Source organism: Lentzea sokolovensis (genome assembly GCF_033949975.1).
GTDB lineage: Bacteria > Actinomycetota > Actinomycetes > Mycobacteriales > Pseudonocardiaceae > Lentzea > Lentzea sokolovensis.
This window is the reverse complement of record NZ_JAXAVU010000014.1, coordinates 685,709-699,230: the sequence shown is the minus strand read 5'-3', so window position 1 is coordinate 699,230 and position 13,522 is coordinate 685,709. Positions and strand designations below refer to the sequence as shown.

Genomic DNA, 13,522 nt, shown 5'->3' with positions numbered 1-13,522 from the left:
GGAACACCCCCGTGGGGTGAACTGCTTCGATTTCCGATGCAAAACGCGTGCCGGGTACCGTGATCGGGTGGAAGAGCCCGTGTGGAACGAGTGGCGGCGGCCAGGCCCGACGCCCGCGCAACGGCGGCGCGACATCGGTATCGCCGTGATCGTGCTGCTGTGCGCCGTCGAGGTCACCACGCTGGTCAACAGCATGGGCGCCTACGTCTTCCGGGATCCGCCCGGTCTGCTCGCGCAGCTCGCCTGGGTGCTCGCGCTGTCGTTGCCGCTGGTCGTGCGCCGCCGCTACCCGCTGGCCGTCATGCTCGTGGTGTCGGCCCTGTTCATCGCCGCGCAGGTGAACCGCGCCGGTGACACCCTGGTGCCCTCCGCGATCCTGTTCCTGGCGATCTACACGGTCGGTGCGTGGGAGCAGAACCGCCGCCTCGCGCGCTGGTCCCGCATCGGCGTGATCGGCGCGATGTTCCTGTGGCTCGGGTTCAACCTCGTGCGGTCCCTGCTCGGTCCCAAGGGCGACTTCAAGGACGCCGCCGGGCCGATGGACCCGGTGCTCGCCTCCGTCCTCTACGGACTGGAGTTCAACATCTTCTTCTTCATGCTCGCCTACGTGGTGGGGGAGATGGCCTGGTCGGGAGCGCGGCGCCGGGCCCAGCTGGAGTTCCAGGCGGAGGAACTGCGCCGCTCGCAGGAGCAGAACACCCGTGGCGCCATCGCGGCCGAACGCATGCGCATCGCCCGCGACCTGCACGACGTCGTGGCACACCACGTGTCCGTGATGGGCATCCAGGCCGGTGCCGCGCGCCGCGTCCTCGACTCCGATCCCGTCATGGCCCGTGACGCCCTGCAGACCGTCGAACAGACCGCCCGCACCGCGATCAGTGAACTGCGCGGCCTGCTGGGCGTGCTGCGGGCCGACGCCGAGACCGACCTGAAGGCGGCGCCCGGCCTGGACGACCTGCCGGAACTGTTCGACAGCGCCCGCGCGGCCGGCCTCGATGTCTCGCACGGCGTGTACGGCTCACCTCGCGACGTGCCACCCGGTGTCGCGTTGTCGGCGTATCGCGTCGTGCAGGAAGCACTCACGAACGTGGTGAAGCACGCGGACGCGCAGCACGTCGACGTGCGGATGCGGTTCCTGGACAGCGCTCTGGAACTGGAGATCGCCGACGACGGCCGTGGCCGAGCCGTGTCCACGAACGCGGGATTCGGGCTCGTCGGTATGCGCGAACGTCTTGCCGTGCACGGCGGTTCGCTGGAAGTAGGACCACGGCGTGACGCGGGCTATCTGGTCCGTGCGTCGCTGCCGACCGTGTTGGAGGAGAAGGCGTGAGTTTGCGAGTCGTGCTGGCCGACGACCAGGACCTGGTCCGCGCCGGATTCCGGGTCATCCTCGGCACCGAGCCCGGCATCGAGGTCGTCGGCGAGGCGGGCGACGGCGCCCAGGCCGTGGAACTCGTCGCGTCGCTGCGCCCCGACGTCGTGCTGATGGACGTCCAGATGCCGCGCATGGACGGCCTCGAAGCCACCCGCCACATCCTTTCCGCAGGTCACGGCACACGAGTCGTCATCCTGACCACGTTCGACCGCGAGGACTACCTCTTCGAGGCGCTGCAGGCGGGCGCGAGCGGGTTCCTGCTGAAGAACGCCTCGCCGGAAGACCTCGTGGAGTCCGTGCGGGTCGTCGCGCGCGGGGACGCGTTGCTCTCGCCCGAGGTGACACGACGGGTGATCGCCCGCTTCAGCACGGCCCCAAGGGAACGCACCCGGCCGCCGGAGCTCACCGACCGCGAGTTCGAGGTGCTGGTGGAACTGGCCAAGGGTGCGTCCAACGCGGAGATCGCCGCGACGTTGTTCCTGGGGGAGACCACCGTGAAGACGCATGTCTCCCGTGTGCTGACCAAGCTCGGTCTGCGCGACCGCACGCACGCTGTCGTGTTCGCCTACGAGAGAGGGATCGTCACGCCTGGCGGCTAGAGCTGTCTGGAACCCATACTGTCCCGGCTTCACAAAGCCGTGAGAGGTGGCCTCAGGTGACGACGAGCTCGCGCATCCGCCGCAGTGGCTTGGCTCCGGTCCTTCAAGCACGGTTGGCGCTGTGGACGTTCGTCGTCGTGAACGTGGCGATCGTCGAGTTCCTGTTCCTGACCGCCGGCAAGGGCAAGAACGAGGTTCTCACCGTCGCCAAGTTCTTCGGCCTGCACGCCGCGCTGATCATGATGTTCCAGTTGCTGCTGGTCGCCCGGCTGCCGTGGCTGGACCGGCGCATCGGCATGGACCGCCTGACGGTGTGGCACCGGTGGACCGGCTTCACGCTGCTGTGGACGGTGCTCACGCACGCCACGATCGTCGTTCTCGGGTACGCGACGCTGGACAACGTGTCGATGGGGAAGACGTTCCTCGCGCTGGCGGGTGTTCCCGCTTCGTTGCTGGGGATGCTCGCGGCGACCACCGTCCTGGTGATCGGCGTCGTCTCGACGCGGGCGATCCGGCGGCGGCTGCAGTACGAGACCTGGCACGGCCTGCACCTGCTGCTGTACGTGGCGCTGGGTCTCGCGTTCGTGCACCAGTTGCTGGAGACCACGACGTTCAAGTCGTCGGTCTTCGCGATGGTCTACTGGTGGGCGCTGTGGCTGTTCGCCTTCGGTTCTCTGGTCGCCGGTCGGATCGTGACGCCGCTGATCCTCAACTCCCGCCACCAGTTCCGGGTCGCCGCCGTGGTGCCGGAGTCGCCCGACGCGGTGTCGGTGTACGTGACCGGACAAGGCCTCGACCGGCTGGCCGCCAAGTCCGGACAGTTCTGCATCTGGCGGTTCCCCGGACACCGCCACTGGTGGCTGGCGAACCCGTTCTCGCTGTCGGCCGAGCCCGACGGCCGCACGCTGCGGCTGACCGCCAAGGCCGTCGGCAAGGGGAGCGCGGGCCTGCGCACCCTTCGGGTCGGGACGCGCGTGTTCGTCGAAGGTCCGTACGGGGCGTTCACCTCGCTGCACCGAACCCGGCCGGGCGTGCTGCTGATCGCGGGCGGCGTGGGCGTCACCCCCATCCGGGCCCTGCTGCAGGAGCACGTCCCCGGCGACTTCGTCGTGCTCTACCGGGTGCGCGACGAGCGCGAAGCCGTGCTGCTGGGCGAGTTGCGCCAACTCGTCGCGGCCCGCCGCGGCCGGCTGCACCTGCTCACCGGCCGGACCGGCCAGGGCGCCCGGCCGTTCGAACCGGGTGCTCTGCAGCAGCTGGTACCCGACGTGGTGGCTCGCGACGTGTACGTCTGCGGTCCGCCCGCGATGACCGCGGCCGTGCTGAGCGGACTCCGGGCGCTGAACGTGCCGAATGCCCAAGTCCACGCCGAGAAGTTCGGCCTGGCCTGACGATCCGCTCTGCCGCTCAGCGCCGGCGTACGCAATCTGACGTACGCGAGATCAGAACGTGAGCGGATGATGCGCCCCCTCCTGGTGACGAGCATGGATCTCGACACCACGAGAGAGGGAGAGCAATGGCTACCAACCGCAAGCTCAGCGGCCGCGCCCGCAAGGCCGTGCTGCTCGTGCACGTCCTGTCGGCGGCGGCGTGGCTCGGCATCGACCTCGCACTGGGGATCCTGGTCGTGATCGCACTGTCCACTGAGGACATCGGCGCCGCGGGCGTCGCGATCCAGGCGGTCGACCTCTTCGCGATCTGGCCGATGTTCGGCGCCAGCGTCGTCTGCATGATCTCCGGCGTGGTGCTCGGCGTCGGCAGCAAGTACGGCCTCGTCAGGTACTGGTGGGTCGCGATCAAGCTCGTGCTGAACGTCGGCATGTCCCTGCTCATCGCGTTCGCGCTGCGCCCCGGCGTGGCGGAGGCCGCGCGGATCGGCGAACGGATGCTGGCGGGCGACCCGGCCGCGGTGATCCCGAGCGGCATCCTGCACCCGGTCGTGGTCGCGCCGACGCTGCTGCTGTTCGCCTACGTCCTGTCGGTGTTCAAGCCGTGGGGCCGGATCCGCAAGTCAGCTCAGCCAGTCAAGGGCCAGCGCCGCGACCTCGTCGGTGCTGTCTAGCTGCAGGAAGTGCCCGCCGCCCGCCACGATCTCGACCCGCGAACCGGGCGCGAGACCCGTGGCGGCGCCGGCGTAGTTGTCCGGCGTGATGCACCCGTCGTCCGCGCCCGCGAGCACCAGCATCGGGACCTCCGCGGGCTTCTCGGACAGCTTGGCGAGGTCTGTGAGCGCCGGGTCGTGCAACGACCGGTCGAAGTTGGCCCGGTACAGCTTCAGGGCGTTGGCCCGGATCGCCGGGTCCGCGTACATGGCCGTGACGTAGTCCGGCACTTCCAGGGCCGGTGACCAGGTGCGCCACAGGTAGTCGATCAACTTGTCGTTCAGCAGCGCTTCGCCGACCCCGGCCACCTGGAACACGAACAGGTAGAAGAACCGTTGCTGCTGCGCGGGTTCGGCGAAGATCCGCCCCAGAGTCGCGGGTGGCGGCACCGACATGGTGATCACCCGCCGAACCAGGTCGGGCCTGATGGCCGCGAGCCGCCCGGCCACCCCGGCCCCGATGTCGTGCCCGATCACGTCGACGGCCCCGCCCAGCGCCGAGTTCACCGCGGCGGCGTCCACGGCCAGCGTCAGCCCGTCACCGAACGGCAACTCGCCCACCGTCGACGGATGATGCCCGCGCAGGAACGGCGCGACCACCCTGCGCCCCGCGGCGACCAGTCGTTCGGCGAGGGGCCCGAACGACGCCGGATGGTCGGGAAACCCGTGCCAGCACACGACAACCGGCCCATCGCCCGCGGCCAGCGCCGGAACGTCGCCCCGCTCGGTCCCGACGACGATCTCCTCGAACATCAGAAGTCCACCCTCATCACGAACCGCCGCTTCGTCGGGTGCGTCACCTGCACGAACCCGGCCTCCTCGAACACCTGGCGCGCACCGACGTGCAGCTCGCCCCACGTGACGTTCTGCCCAGGCGCGGCGATCATCGGATAAGCCTCGACGGCCCGAGCCCCGTGCTCGCGCGCATGCTCCACGGTCGCCGCCGCCAGCTCGTAGGTGAGCCCCTGCCTGCGGAACCCCTTGCGCACCACAAAACACGTCACGGCCCACACGCCGTCGTCGTCCTTGTCCTCGGCGCGCCCCTTCCACGGGATGGGCATGCCGAGCAGCTTCGCGTAGTCACACCGCGGCTCGACCGCCACCCACCCGGCGGGCTGATCGTCCACATAGGCCACCAGGCCGCTGCCGCGCGCGGACTGCTCCTCGTGCGCGGCGACGCGTTCGTCGTGCGTCGAGTCGCGCCAGATCCAGCCCTTCACCTTGTACCGCTGGCAGTGGCACTTGCCGGGCTCGGAGCCGTCGAAGATCGCCTCGACGTCCTCCCACGGCACCTCGTCCGACGGCACGATCCGGATCATGTCAGCCAGACTAGAACGACCTGGCCGGTCGTGACGGCCGCTGTCCCGACGTGGCCGATTCGTCGGGCCGACTCGACCGATTCGTCGGGCCGACTCGACCGATTCGTCGGGCCGACCTGACCGGTTCGCCGGCCTCGACTTGACCTGGTTCGCCAGCCCCGGCTGGATCGAGTCGCCAGCCCCGATTTGACCTGGTTCGCCGGCCCCGACCTGATCGGTTCGCCGACCTCAACTTGACCTGGTTCGCCAGCCCCGACCTGATCGAGTCGCCAGCCTCGACTTGACCCGGTTCGCCAGCCCCGACCTGATCGAGTCGCCAGCCTCGACTTGACCCGGTTCGCCAGCCCCGACCTGACCGACTCACTGCCCCGACCCGATCGATGGTGAGGTCTCAGTCGACCGTGCGGCCCGACCCGACTCCTCGCCCCCCGCGCTTCCTCCTATTGCGGAACGAACAGATCGCGATTCCGGTTCCCCGTCTGTCCACAGGCTACCGCGAACAGCGAAGACGCAGGTCAGCGAACCGCAAGCCTGTGGACAACTTGAGATCTTGAACCGTTACGACGATCCGGACGGCCGCGAACTCATCTCAGGCGCGCCGAACAGAGGCAGCAACTCCTCCACGTTCAGGAACGTGGTACTCCCGGTCACCAGCCCACCCCGCACGTCGAGGAACACCAGCCCGAACGGCCGGTCCATCCCCGGCCGCATCTGCCAGTACGCGGGCGACCCGTTGGCCCGCACCGGCACCAGCCACGCGCCTGCACAAGCGGCGCCGGGATCGCTCAAAGCCACCGAGATCGGCCCACGCCCCCGCAGCCACCAGCTGAACGGCGGCATCGACATCGTCGCGTCCTCGTGCAGCAAAGCCACCAGGGTCTTCACGTCGTGCCGCTCGAACGCCTCGCAGTACCGGCTCAGCAGCGACTTCTGCACAGGATCGGAGGGCAGGAAAGGGTCGCCGACGTCCACGACCCGCAACGTCGCCCGCGCCCGTTGCAACGCGCTGTTCGCCGCCGCCACCGAGATGTCCAGCAGCGTGCCGACCTCGGAGGCCTGCCACGCCAGCACGTCGCGCAGGATCAGCACGGCGCGCTGACGGGGTGGCAGGTGTTGCAACGCGGCCACGAACGCCAGCCGGACCGTCTCGCGGCGGATCGCCTGGTCTTCCGGCAGCACCAGGGCGTCCGGCACGGGCTGCACGAAGATCCGCTCGGACAGCGGGGCGCCGAAGTCCCCGCCGGACGGTCCCAGGTCGACGGCCAGGGCGCGGCGTTGGGCGCTGCGCTGCATGTCGATGCAGATGTTCGTGGCGATGCGGTAGAGCCAGGTCCGCAGCGACGCGCGTGACGAGTCGTAGCTCTCGTACGCCTTCCATGCGCGCAGGAGGGTTTCCTGCGCGGCGTCCTCGGCCTCGAAGCCGGAGCCGAGCATGCGGTAGCAGTAGCCGGTCAGCTCGACCCGGAACGGCTCCAGCGCCTCGATCACGCGAAGGACCCTAGTCGATTAGGCGGTCGACCAGGTCGAACGTGGGGTAGGGCTGGTTCTCGTCGCCGAAGTGGCCGTCGTCGCGGACGATCTGGGTGCCGCCAGCCCGTTCGAACATCGCGCGACCCTGCCGGTCGTCGCAGCCGTAGGGGTCGTTGCGGGAGTTGATGAAGTAGAGGTCGCGGACGTGTGCGCTGATCGCGGCCCAGTCGTAGTCGTCCTGAAGGACAGGCTCGTCGTCGGTGTTGGGCTTCGTGCAGTAGCCGGCGACGAGGACTGCCTGGCTGACCGGGGTGTCGATGTGCTGGAGGACGGCGAGCAGCAGAGCGGCTCCGCCGGAGTGGCCGATCAGGACCGTGTCCTCGTCGAAGGTGTGGGCGGCCAGCACCTTCGGCAGGAACGTGGCGATCGGCTCGACGTTGAGGGCGGGGTAGTGCGGCGCCTCCACGGTGTACCCGCGCTTGGTCAGTTGTTCGCGGAGCCACGGGAGCCACACGACGTCTGGATGGGCACCGGTGCCGTGGAAGATGAGAGCCTTGCGGTTCATGTCGTGATCCCCTGGCCGGACGACCGATGAGTTCTCGTCGGTCGGAACGTAAGTAAGACCATGACAGCAGAAATCCGCGCCGCGGTGGCGGCGGAACGACGTGATCAGGCCGAACTCCTGAGCGGCCTCACCGAGGAACAGTGGAACGCGCCCAGCCTGTGCGAGGGCTGGACGGTGAAGCACGTCGTCGCGCACACGACACTGCCGTTCCGCTCGTCAGGTAAACGAGTGCTCTGGGAGATGCTGAAGTCGGCCGGCCGCTTCAACCACGCCTCCGACCGCATGGCCCGCAAGGACGCCCAACTACCGACAAGCGACCTGCTCGACGCCTTGAAGAGCAACATCGACCACCCGTGGACGCCACCCGGCAGCGGCCCCGCGGGCGCGCTCTCGCACGACGTCATCCACGGCCTCGACATCACGACCGCGCTGGGCATCGACCGCGAAGTCCCGCACGAACGGCTGAAGTTCGTGCTCGACGGCATGAAACCGAGCAACGTCAAGTACTTCGGCGCGGACCTCGACGGCAAACGCCTGGAGGCCACCGACATGGACTGGACGTTCGGCGAGGGGAAGCCGGTCAGGGGACTGGCCCAGGACCTGTTGCTGCTGGTCTGCGGGCGCACGCTGCCGCAGGGAAGGCTCAGCTGACCGCCTTGCGCACGCGGGCCGTCGCCTCGGTCGTCGCCGCGAGGAACCGAAACACGACCTGACGGTCCGCGTCGCTCATCTCGTCCCACACCGCGGCGTACTCGCGCGCCAGCGGCTGGAAGAACGTCGCCGCCAGCGCCGTCGCCTGGTCGAGCACGTGGAGTTCGACCCGGCGACGGTCCTCGAGGTCGCGCTCACGCGTCACGTGACCGGCCTTCTCCAGCCGGTCCAGCACGGACGTCGTGGCGGACGCGCTCAGATTCAGGGCCTTGGCCAGCGTGCCGGGTGTCATCGGAGCCGTCATGATGAGGTGCAGCGCCGTCATGTCGGTGGGATGCAGGGCGTGCGCGGCGCTGAAGATCTCCAGGAATCGGTTCGACTCCATCACCAAAGCGCGCAGCATCATGCTCAGGTCGTAGTCACTTGCATCGCTCACGGTCACAGCTTACTGTTTCGGCCATCGAAACGTTCGACGATCGAAGGAAAAGGCTGATGCGAGTCCTAGCCGGGGTACTGCTCGTCGTCTGGCTGGCCCTGGGCGGCTTCACCGGGCCGTACGCGGGCAAGCTGTCGGAGGTGGCGGAGAACGACAACAGCGCGTTCCTGCCCAACTCCGCCGAGTCCACCCAGGTCGCCGAGCTGCAGAAGAAGTTCCAGCAGGAGAACGTGATCCCCGCGATCGTCGTGGTGGAACGCTCTGGCGGACTGACCCCGGAGGACCGGAAGTACCTCTCCGACGAGGTCGCGGGCTTCAAAGCGTCCCCGGTGATCCCCGCGCAGGACGGTGAGGCCGCGCAGGCCATCGTGCTGCTCGACCCGGCGAAGGACGTCAAGGACGCGGTCTTCGAACTCCGCGACGGCACGCGCGGCGCTCCGCAAGGGCTGACGGTGCTGGTCACGGGCCCGGCCGCGCAGGTCGCGGACCTCGTCGAGGCGTTCGGCGGGATCGACGGGCTGCTGCTGCTCGTGGCAGGTGGCGTGGTCGCGCTGATCCTGCTCGTGGTCTACCGGAGTCCGCTGCTGCCTCTCGTCGTGCTGGTGTCGGCGGTGTTCGCGCTCGGCCTGGCCAGCTTCGTGGTCTACCTGCTCGCGAAGAACGACGTCCTCGCGCTGAACGGCCAGAGCCAGGGCATCCTGTCGATCCTGGTGGTCGGCGCCGCGACGGACTACGCGTTGCTGCTGGTGTCGAGGTACCGCGAGGAGCTGCGCGACACCGAGGACAAGATCACCGCCATCAAGACGGCCTGGCGCGGCACGATCGAACCGATCGCGGCCTCGGCCGGCACGGTCATCCTCGGCCTGCTGTGCCTGCTGTTCAGCGACCTCGACTCGAACAAGGGCCTCGGCCCGGTCGCCGCCATCGGCATCGCCGCAGCCCTGATCACCACGATGACGTTCCTGCCCGCGACGCTCGCGCTGCTGGGCCGCGGCGCCTTCTGGCCGTTCGCGCCGAAGTTCGGCTCGAAGCACCCCGAGACGAGCGGACTGTGGGGCCGCGTCGCGACGCTCGTGCGCCGCAAGCCCCGCGCGATCTGGATCGTCACCACACTCGTGCTGCTCGCCGGCGCCGCGTTCCTGCCGCAGCTCAAGGCGTCCGGTACGGCGCAGTCCGACGTGTTCCTGACGCCGGTCGAGTCCGTGGCGGGCCAGGAGGTGCTGTCGCGGCACTTCCCCGGCGGCACCGGGTCGCCGACCGTGATCATCGCTTCTGAAGGCTCAGCCGACGAGGTCGTGCAGAAGGCCAAGGTGGACGGTGTCGCGGACGTGAAGCCGTCCGGCACGGCCGACGGGCTCGTGCGGATCGAGGCCACGCTGAAGGACGCGCCGGACTCCGACGCGGCGGTGGCGACGGTCGGGCGCCTGCGCGCGGCCGTGGACGGGATCGACGGCACCAAGGTCGGCGGGCCCACGGCGACGTTGCTCGACACCAGGACGACGTCCGAGCACGACCGGACGCTCATCATCCCGATCGTGCTGCTGGTGATCTTCCTGATCCTGACGGTGCTGCTGCGGTCGTTGCTGGCGCCGTTGCTGCTGATCGCGACCGTCGTGCTGTCGTTCGCGGCCACGATGGGCGTGTCGGCGCTGGTGTTCAACCACGTCTTCGACTTCCCGGGTTCCGACCCCGTGGTGCCGCTGTTCGGGTTCGTGTTCCTCGTCGCGCTGGGCATCGACTACAACATCTTCCTGATGACCCGCGTCCGGGAGGAGACCCAGCAGCTCGGCACGGTCGAGGGCACGCTCAGGGGTCTCAGCCTGACCGGCGGTGTGATCACGTCGGCGGGTGTGGTGCTTGCGGCCACGTTCGCGGCGCTGGCCGTGCTGCCGATCCTGTTCCTGACGCAGATCGCGTTCATCGTGGCGTTCGGCGTCCTGCTGGACACGTTGCTGGTGCGGTCGTTGCTCGTGCCGGCGCTGTCGGTCGACATCGGCGGGCGAATCTGGTGGCCGTCGAAGCTGCGGTGAGTCAGGATTCCCGGCATGACCTTCACGGCTCGTCAGCTCAACCGCGCCACGCTCGACCGGCAGATGCTGCTGCGGCGCGAACCGGTCGACCTGCTGACGGCCGTGGACCGGGTCGTGGCGATCCAGGCGCAGGAACCCGCGTCGCCGTACATCGCGCTGTGGAACCGGATCGAGGGCTTCGACCCCGCCGATCTGGACGAGGCGTTCGCGAGCGGGGTGGTCCGCAAGGCATCGCTGATGCGGATCACCCTGCACGCGGTCACGGCCGCGGACCACGAGGTGTTCCACCACGCGATGCTGCCCGCCCTGAGGGCGTCGCGGCTGTACGACAAGCGGTTCAAGGCCATGAACGTCACGATCGACCAGGCCGACGCGCTGCTGGAGCACCTGCTGGAGTTCGCGGCGACGCCCCGGCAGAAGGCGGAGATCGAGGAACTGCTGCACTCCCACGTCGGCGACGTCGGTGAGCCCGGCGTCTGGTGGGCGCTGCGGACCTACGGCGGACTCGTGCACGCGCCGACGGGCGGGCCGTGGTCGTTCGGGCTGCGGCCGTCCTATCTGGCCGTGGCGGCGGAGCCCCGCGAACGGATGGCGGCCGTCGCCGAGATGTTGCGCCGCTACCTCACCGGGTTCGGGCCCGCGACCGTCCTCGACATGAACCAGTTCAGCATGCTGCCGCGCACCACGATCCGGGAAGCGCTGGCGTTGCTGGACCTGGCGAAGCACGGCGATCACTACGACATTCCGAATCGGACAATCCCGGACGAGGACACCCCGGCACCGCCACGGCTGATGGCCATGTGGGACAGCACGTTGCTCGCCTACGCCGACCGCAGCCGGATCATTCCGAATGAATATCGCAAGCTCGTCATCCGCAACAACGGTGACACGCTGCCGACACTTCTCGTCGACGGCCACGTGGCCGGAGTGTGGCGTCCCACCGAGGACGGAGGCGTTGAGGCGACCGCGTTCCACGCCCTTGACGAGGAACAATGGGCCGGACTGGCGGAAGAGGCCGCGGCACTGCGCAAGCTCCTCGGTGATCGCGAACCGCAGGTGTACAAACGTTACGCGCGGTGGTGGAGCGGCCTTCCGGCCCACGACGTTCGTACTGTGTGAATACGTCAAGATCCACAAAGGACCGTGCGTGAGTCACTATTCCTCCACCCTGCATGGAGGAAAGTTCAATGTCTCTCACGAGAAAGCGCGTGCTGCCGGCGTTCGCCGCCGGTCTGCTCGCCGCCGGCGCGATCACCCTGCTCGGCGGCACCCCCGCCGCGACCGCCGTCGGCTCGACCGAGTGCGTCGACACGCACGCTGACGAGCACTCGGCTGCGCGTGGCAAGCCCGGTAGCACCGGACACGACCGCAACGAGATCTCCGACGCCCAGGCCGCCGAGATGAACGCGGACCTGCGCGCGAAGATCACGAAGAACAACTCGCTCGGCGAGTTCAGCGCGCTGGCGGGCGGCACGATCAACGTGGTCTTCCACGTCGTGACCACCTCGGCGGGCAAGGGCGCGATCACCGACGCCACCCTCACCAAGCAGCTCAAGGTCCTCAACGACGGCTTCGCGGGCGTGGAGTCGAGCGCGGCGGCGAAGACGGGCTTCAAGTTCGTGCTGCAGCAGACCAAGCGCTACACGAACAACACCTGGTTCAACGGTGGCGCGGACAAAGCCGGCACCGAGCGTCAGATGAAGACCCAGACCCGCGTCGGCACGGCCGCGACGCTCAACATCTGGTTCACCGACATCGACGGCTTCGGCTTCGCGACGTTCCCGAGCTGGTACAAGGGCGACCCGAAGATGGACGGCGTCGTCGTCGACTACGCCACCGTCCCCGGAGGTTCCGAGGTCAACTTCAACCTCGGCAAGACCGTGACGCACGAGGTCGGCCACTGGATGGGCCTCTGGCACACCTTCCAGGGCGGCTGCACCGCGACCAACGACGAGGTCGCGGACACCCCGGCGCAGACCAGCTCCACCTCGGGCTGCCCGGAAGGCCGCGACTCCTGCTCGCGGACGGGCCTGGACCCGATCCACAACTACATGGACTACTCCTTCGACGACTGCTACAACCAGTTCACCCCTGGTCAGAACACCCGCATGCAGAGCGCCTGGACGGCCTACCGCGCCGGCAAGTGATCTGACGGGAGAGCCTGCGCCGACAGCAGAAGGAAGCGCAGGCCCTCCCGTGACGCGTCGTCCGTCGCCGTGTAGGCGACGAGCAGCTGGTCCGGGTGGGTGTCCACAGTGAACTGCTGGACGTCGAGGGTCAGCGTGCCGGCCACCGGGTGGTGGTAGGTCTTCACGAGCTGACGCGGCCCGCGCACCTGATGCGTCGCCCACCACGTGCGGAAGTCCAGGTCCTTCACGCTCAGTTCGCCCACCAGGGACGCGAGCGCGCGATCGTGCGGGGTGCGGCCCGCCTCCATCCGAAGCACCGCGACACATTCCTGCGCCGAACGTTCCCAGTCGCCGTACAGAGCGCGGAACGCCGGGTCGAGGAACGTCAGCCGGATCAGGTTGCGTTCCGGCGCGGGCAGAGCGCCGAAATCCGTCAGAAGCGCGGAAGCCGCGCTGTTCCAGGCGAGAACGTCCATGCGGCGGTGCAGGACCATCGCCGGGATGTCCGGCATGCCGTCGAGCAGCTGCTGCAACCGCCCGGCGACCTCAGGAGCGGCGTCCTGCCTGGCAGGGGCGACATCGGCGAGCGTGAACAGGTAGTCGCGTTCGTCCGCGGCAAGCTGGAGCGCGTCGGCCAGTGCGTCGAGGACGGTGCGGGACACCCGGTTGGTGCGGCCCTGTTCCAGCCGGACGACGTAGTCGACGCTCACGTGGGCGAGCTGGGCCAGTTCCTCGCGGCGCAGCCCCGGGACGCGGCGGGTCCTGCCGTCGTCGGGGAAACCCGCGCGCCGCGGGTCGGCCGCGGCACGGCGGGTGCGGAGGAAGTCGCCCAGGTCGCTCATGCCTC

Annotated in this window: 14 protein-coding genes; 8 read left to right on the top strand and 6 right to left on the bottom strand. The window is 68.9% G+C overall.

Annotated elements, in window-relative coordinates:
* Positions 1–67 precede the first annotated feature (67 nt).
* The 4 genes from SK854_RS37085 (at position 68) to SK854_RS37070 (ending at position 4,036) form a co-directional block, all read left to right on the top strand.
* Positions 68–1,330 (top strand): sensor histidine kinase, encoded by a 1,263-nt coding sequence (locus SK854_RS37085; RefSeq protein ID WP_319979815.1) that lies wholly within the window; start codon positions 68–70, stop codon positions 1,328–1,330.
* Entirely contained in the window at positions 1,327–1,974 is a 648-nt protein-coding gene (locus SK854_RS37080; protein ID WP_319979814.1) for a response regulator transcription factor, read from the top strand. The genes SK854_RS37085 and SK854_RS37080 overlap by 4 nt, the downstream gene beginning before the upstream one ends.
* Before the next feature lie 56 nt (positions 1,975–2,030).
* A complete protein-coding gene (locus tag SK854_RS37075; protein ID WP_319979813.1) occupies positions 2,031–3,365 on the top strand; it encodes a ferredoxin reductase family protein in 1,335 nt (444 codons plus the stop codon).
* Positions 3,366–3,490: 125 nt separating this feature from the next.
* Positions 3,491–4,036: a hypothetical protein gene (locus tag SK854_RS37070; protein WP_319979812.1), complete on the top strand. Its 546-nt coding sequence runs from the start codon at positions 3,491–3,493 to the stop codon at positions 4,034–4,036.
* Here the strand turns inward: SK854_RS37070 and SK854_RS37065 are convergent.
* From SK854_RS37065 to SK854_RS37050, 4 genes are all read right to left on the bottom strand, one after another.
* Positions 3,986–4,828, bottom strand: a complete 843-nt coding sequence (locus SK854_RS37065) for an alpha/beta fold hydrolase (protein WP_319979811.1) — start codon at positions 4,826–4,828, stop codon at positions 3,986–3,988. The two genes, SK854_RS37070 and SK854_RS37065, sit on opposite strands and share 51 nt — an antisense overlap.
* Entirely contained in the window at positions 4,828–5,394 is a 567-nt protein-coding gene (locus SK854_RS37060; protein WP_319979810.1) for a GNAT family N-acetyltransferase, read from the bottom strand. The genes SK854_RS37065 and SK854_RS37060 overlap by 1 nt, the downstream gene beginning before the upstream one ends.
* 558 nt (positions 5,395–5,952) lie before the next feature.
* Positions 5,953–6,882 (bottom strand): RNA polymerase subunit sigma-70, encoded by a 930-nt coding sequence (locus SK854_RS37055; protein WP_319979809.1) that lies wholly within the window; start codon positions 6,880–6,882, stop codon positions 5,953–5,955.
* 10 nt (positions 6,883–6,892) lie between these two features.
* Complete coding sequence (locus SK854_RS37050) at positions 6,893–7,429, bottom strand: RBBP9/YdeN family alpha/beta hydrolase (protein WP_319979808.1); 537 nt, start codon at positions 7,427–7,429, stop codon at positions 6,893–6,895.
* Positions 7,430–7,489: 60 nt separating this feature from the next.
* Here SK854_RS37050 and SK854_RS37045 point away from each other — a divergent pair, with 60 nt between their 5' ends.
* Positions 7,490–8,080, top strand: a complete 591-nt coding sequence (locus SK854_RS37045; RefSeq protein ID WP_319979807.1) for a maleylpyruvate isomerase family mycothiol-dependent enzyme — start codon at positions 7,490–7,492, stop codon at positions 8,078–8,080.
* Here SK854_RS37045 and SK854_RS37040 read toward each other — a convergent pair.
* Positions 8,073–8,516 carry a MarR family winged helix-turn-helix transcriptional regulator gene (locus SK854_RS37040; protein WP_319979806.1) on the bottom strand — a complete coding sequence of 148 codons (444 nt, stop codon included), beginning with the start codon at positions 8,514–8,516 and terminating at the stop codon, positions 8,073–8,075. The genes SK854_RS37045 and SK854_RS37040 overlap by 8 nt on opposite strands.
* A gap of 56 nt (positions 8,517–8,572) precedes the next feature.
* Between SK854_RS37040 and SK854_RS37035 the strand changes: the two genes are divergently transcribed.
* From SK854_RS37035 to SK854_RS37025, 3 genes are all read left to right on the top strand, one after another.
* Positions 8,573–10,546 (top strand): MMPL family transporter, encoded by a 1,974-nt coding sequence (locus SK854_RS37035; RefSeq protein WP_319979805.1) that lies wholly within the window; start codon positions 8,573–8,575, stop codon positions 10,544–10,546.
* Positions 10,547–10,561: 15 nt separating this feature from the next.
* Positions 10,562–11,665, top strand: a complete 1,104-nt coding sequence (locus tag SK854_RS37030; RefSeq protein ID WP_319979804.1) for a winged helix DNA-binding domain-containing protein — start codon at positions 10,562–10,564, stop codon at positions 11,663–11,665.
* Positions 11,666–11,733: 68 nt separating this feature from the next.
* The gene (locus SK854_RS37025; protein WP_319979803.1) at positions 11,734–12,693 is read left to right on the top strand and encodes a zinc metalloprotease; all 960 of its coding nucleotides are present in this window, start codon (positions 11,734–11,736) and stop codon (positions 12,691–12,693) included.
* Here the strand turns inward: SK854_RS37025 and SK854_RS37020 are convergent.
* Positions 12,675–13,517: a helix-turn-helix domain-containing protein gene (locus tag SK854_RS37020; protein WP_319979802.1), complete on the bottom strand. Its 843-nt coding sequence runs from the start codon at positions 13,515–13,517 to the stop codon at positions 12,675–12,677. The genes SK854_RS37025 and SK854_RS37020 overlap by 19 nt on opposite strands.
* Positions 13,518–13,522 lie beyond the last annotated feature (5 nt).

Coding starts and splice junctions, on each gene's coding strand:
- SK854_RS37035 (WP_319979805.1), top strand. CDS start 8,573: ATGCGAGTCCTAGCCGGGGTACTGCTCGTCGTCTGGCTGGCCCTGGGC.
- SK854_RS37070 (WP_319979812.1), top strand. CDS start 3,491: ATGGCTACCAACCGCAAGCTCAGCGGCCGCGCCCGCAAGGCCGTGCTG.
- SK854_RS37065 (WP_319979811.1), bottom strand. CDS start 4,828: ATGTTCGAGGAGATCGTCGTCGGGACCGAGCGGGGCGACGTTCCGGCG.
- SK854_RS37020 (WP_319979802.1), bottom strand. CDS start 13,517: ATGAGCGACCTGGGCGACTTCCTCCGCACCCGCCGTGCCGCGGCCGAC.
- SK854_RS37050 (WP_319979808.1), bottom strand. CDS start 7,429: ATGAACCGCAAGGCTCTCATCTTCCACGGCACCGGTGCCCATCCAGAC.
- SK854_RS37060 (WP_319979810.1), bottom strand. CDS start 5,394: ATGATCCGGATCGTGCCGTCGGACGAGGTGCCGTGGGAGGACGTCGAG.
- SK854_RS37045 (WP_319979807.1), top strand. CDS start 7,490: ATGACAGCAGAAATCCGCGCCGCGGTGGCGGCGGAACGACGTGATCAG.
- SK854_RS37025 (WP_319979803.1), top strand. CDS start 11,734: ATGTCTCTCACGAGAAAGCGCGTGCTGCCGGCGTTCGCCGCCGGTCTG.
- SK854_RS37030 (WP_319979804.1), top strand. CDS start 10,562: ATGACCTTCACGGCTCGTCAGCTCAACCGCGCCACGCTCGACCGGCAG.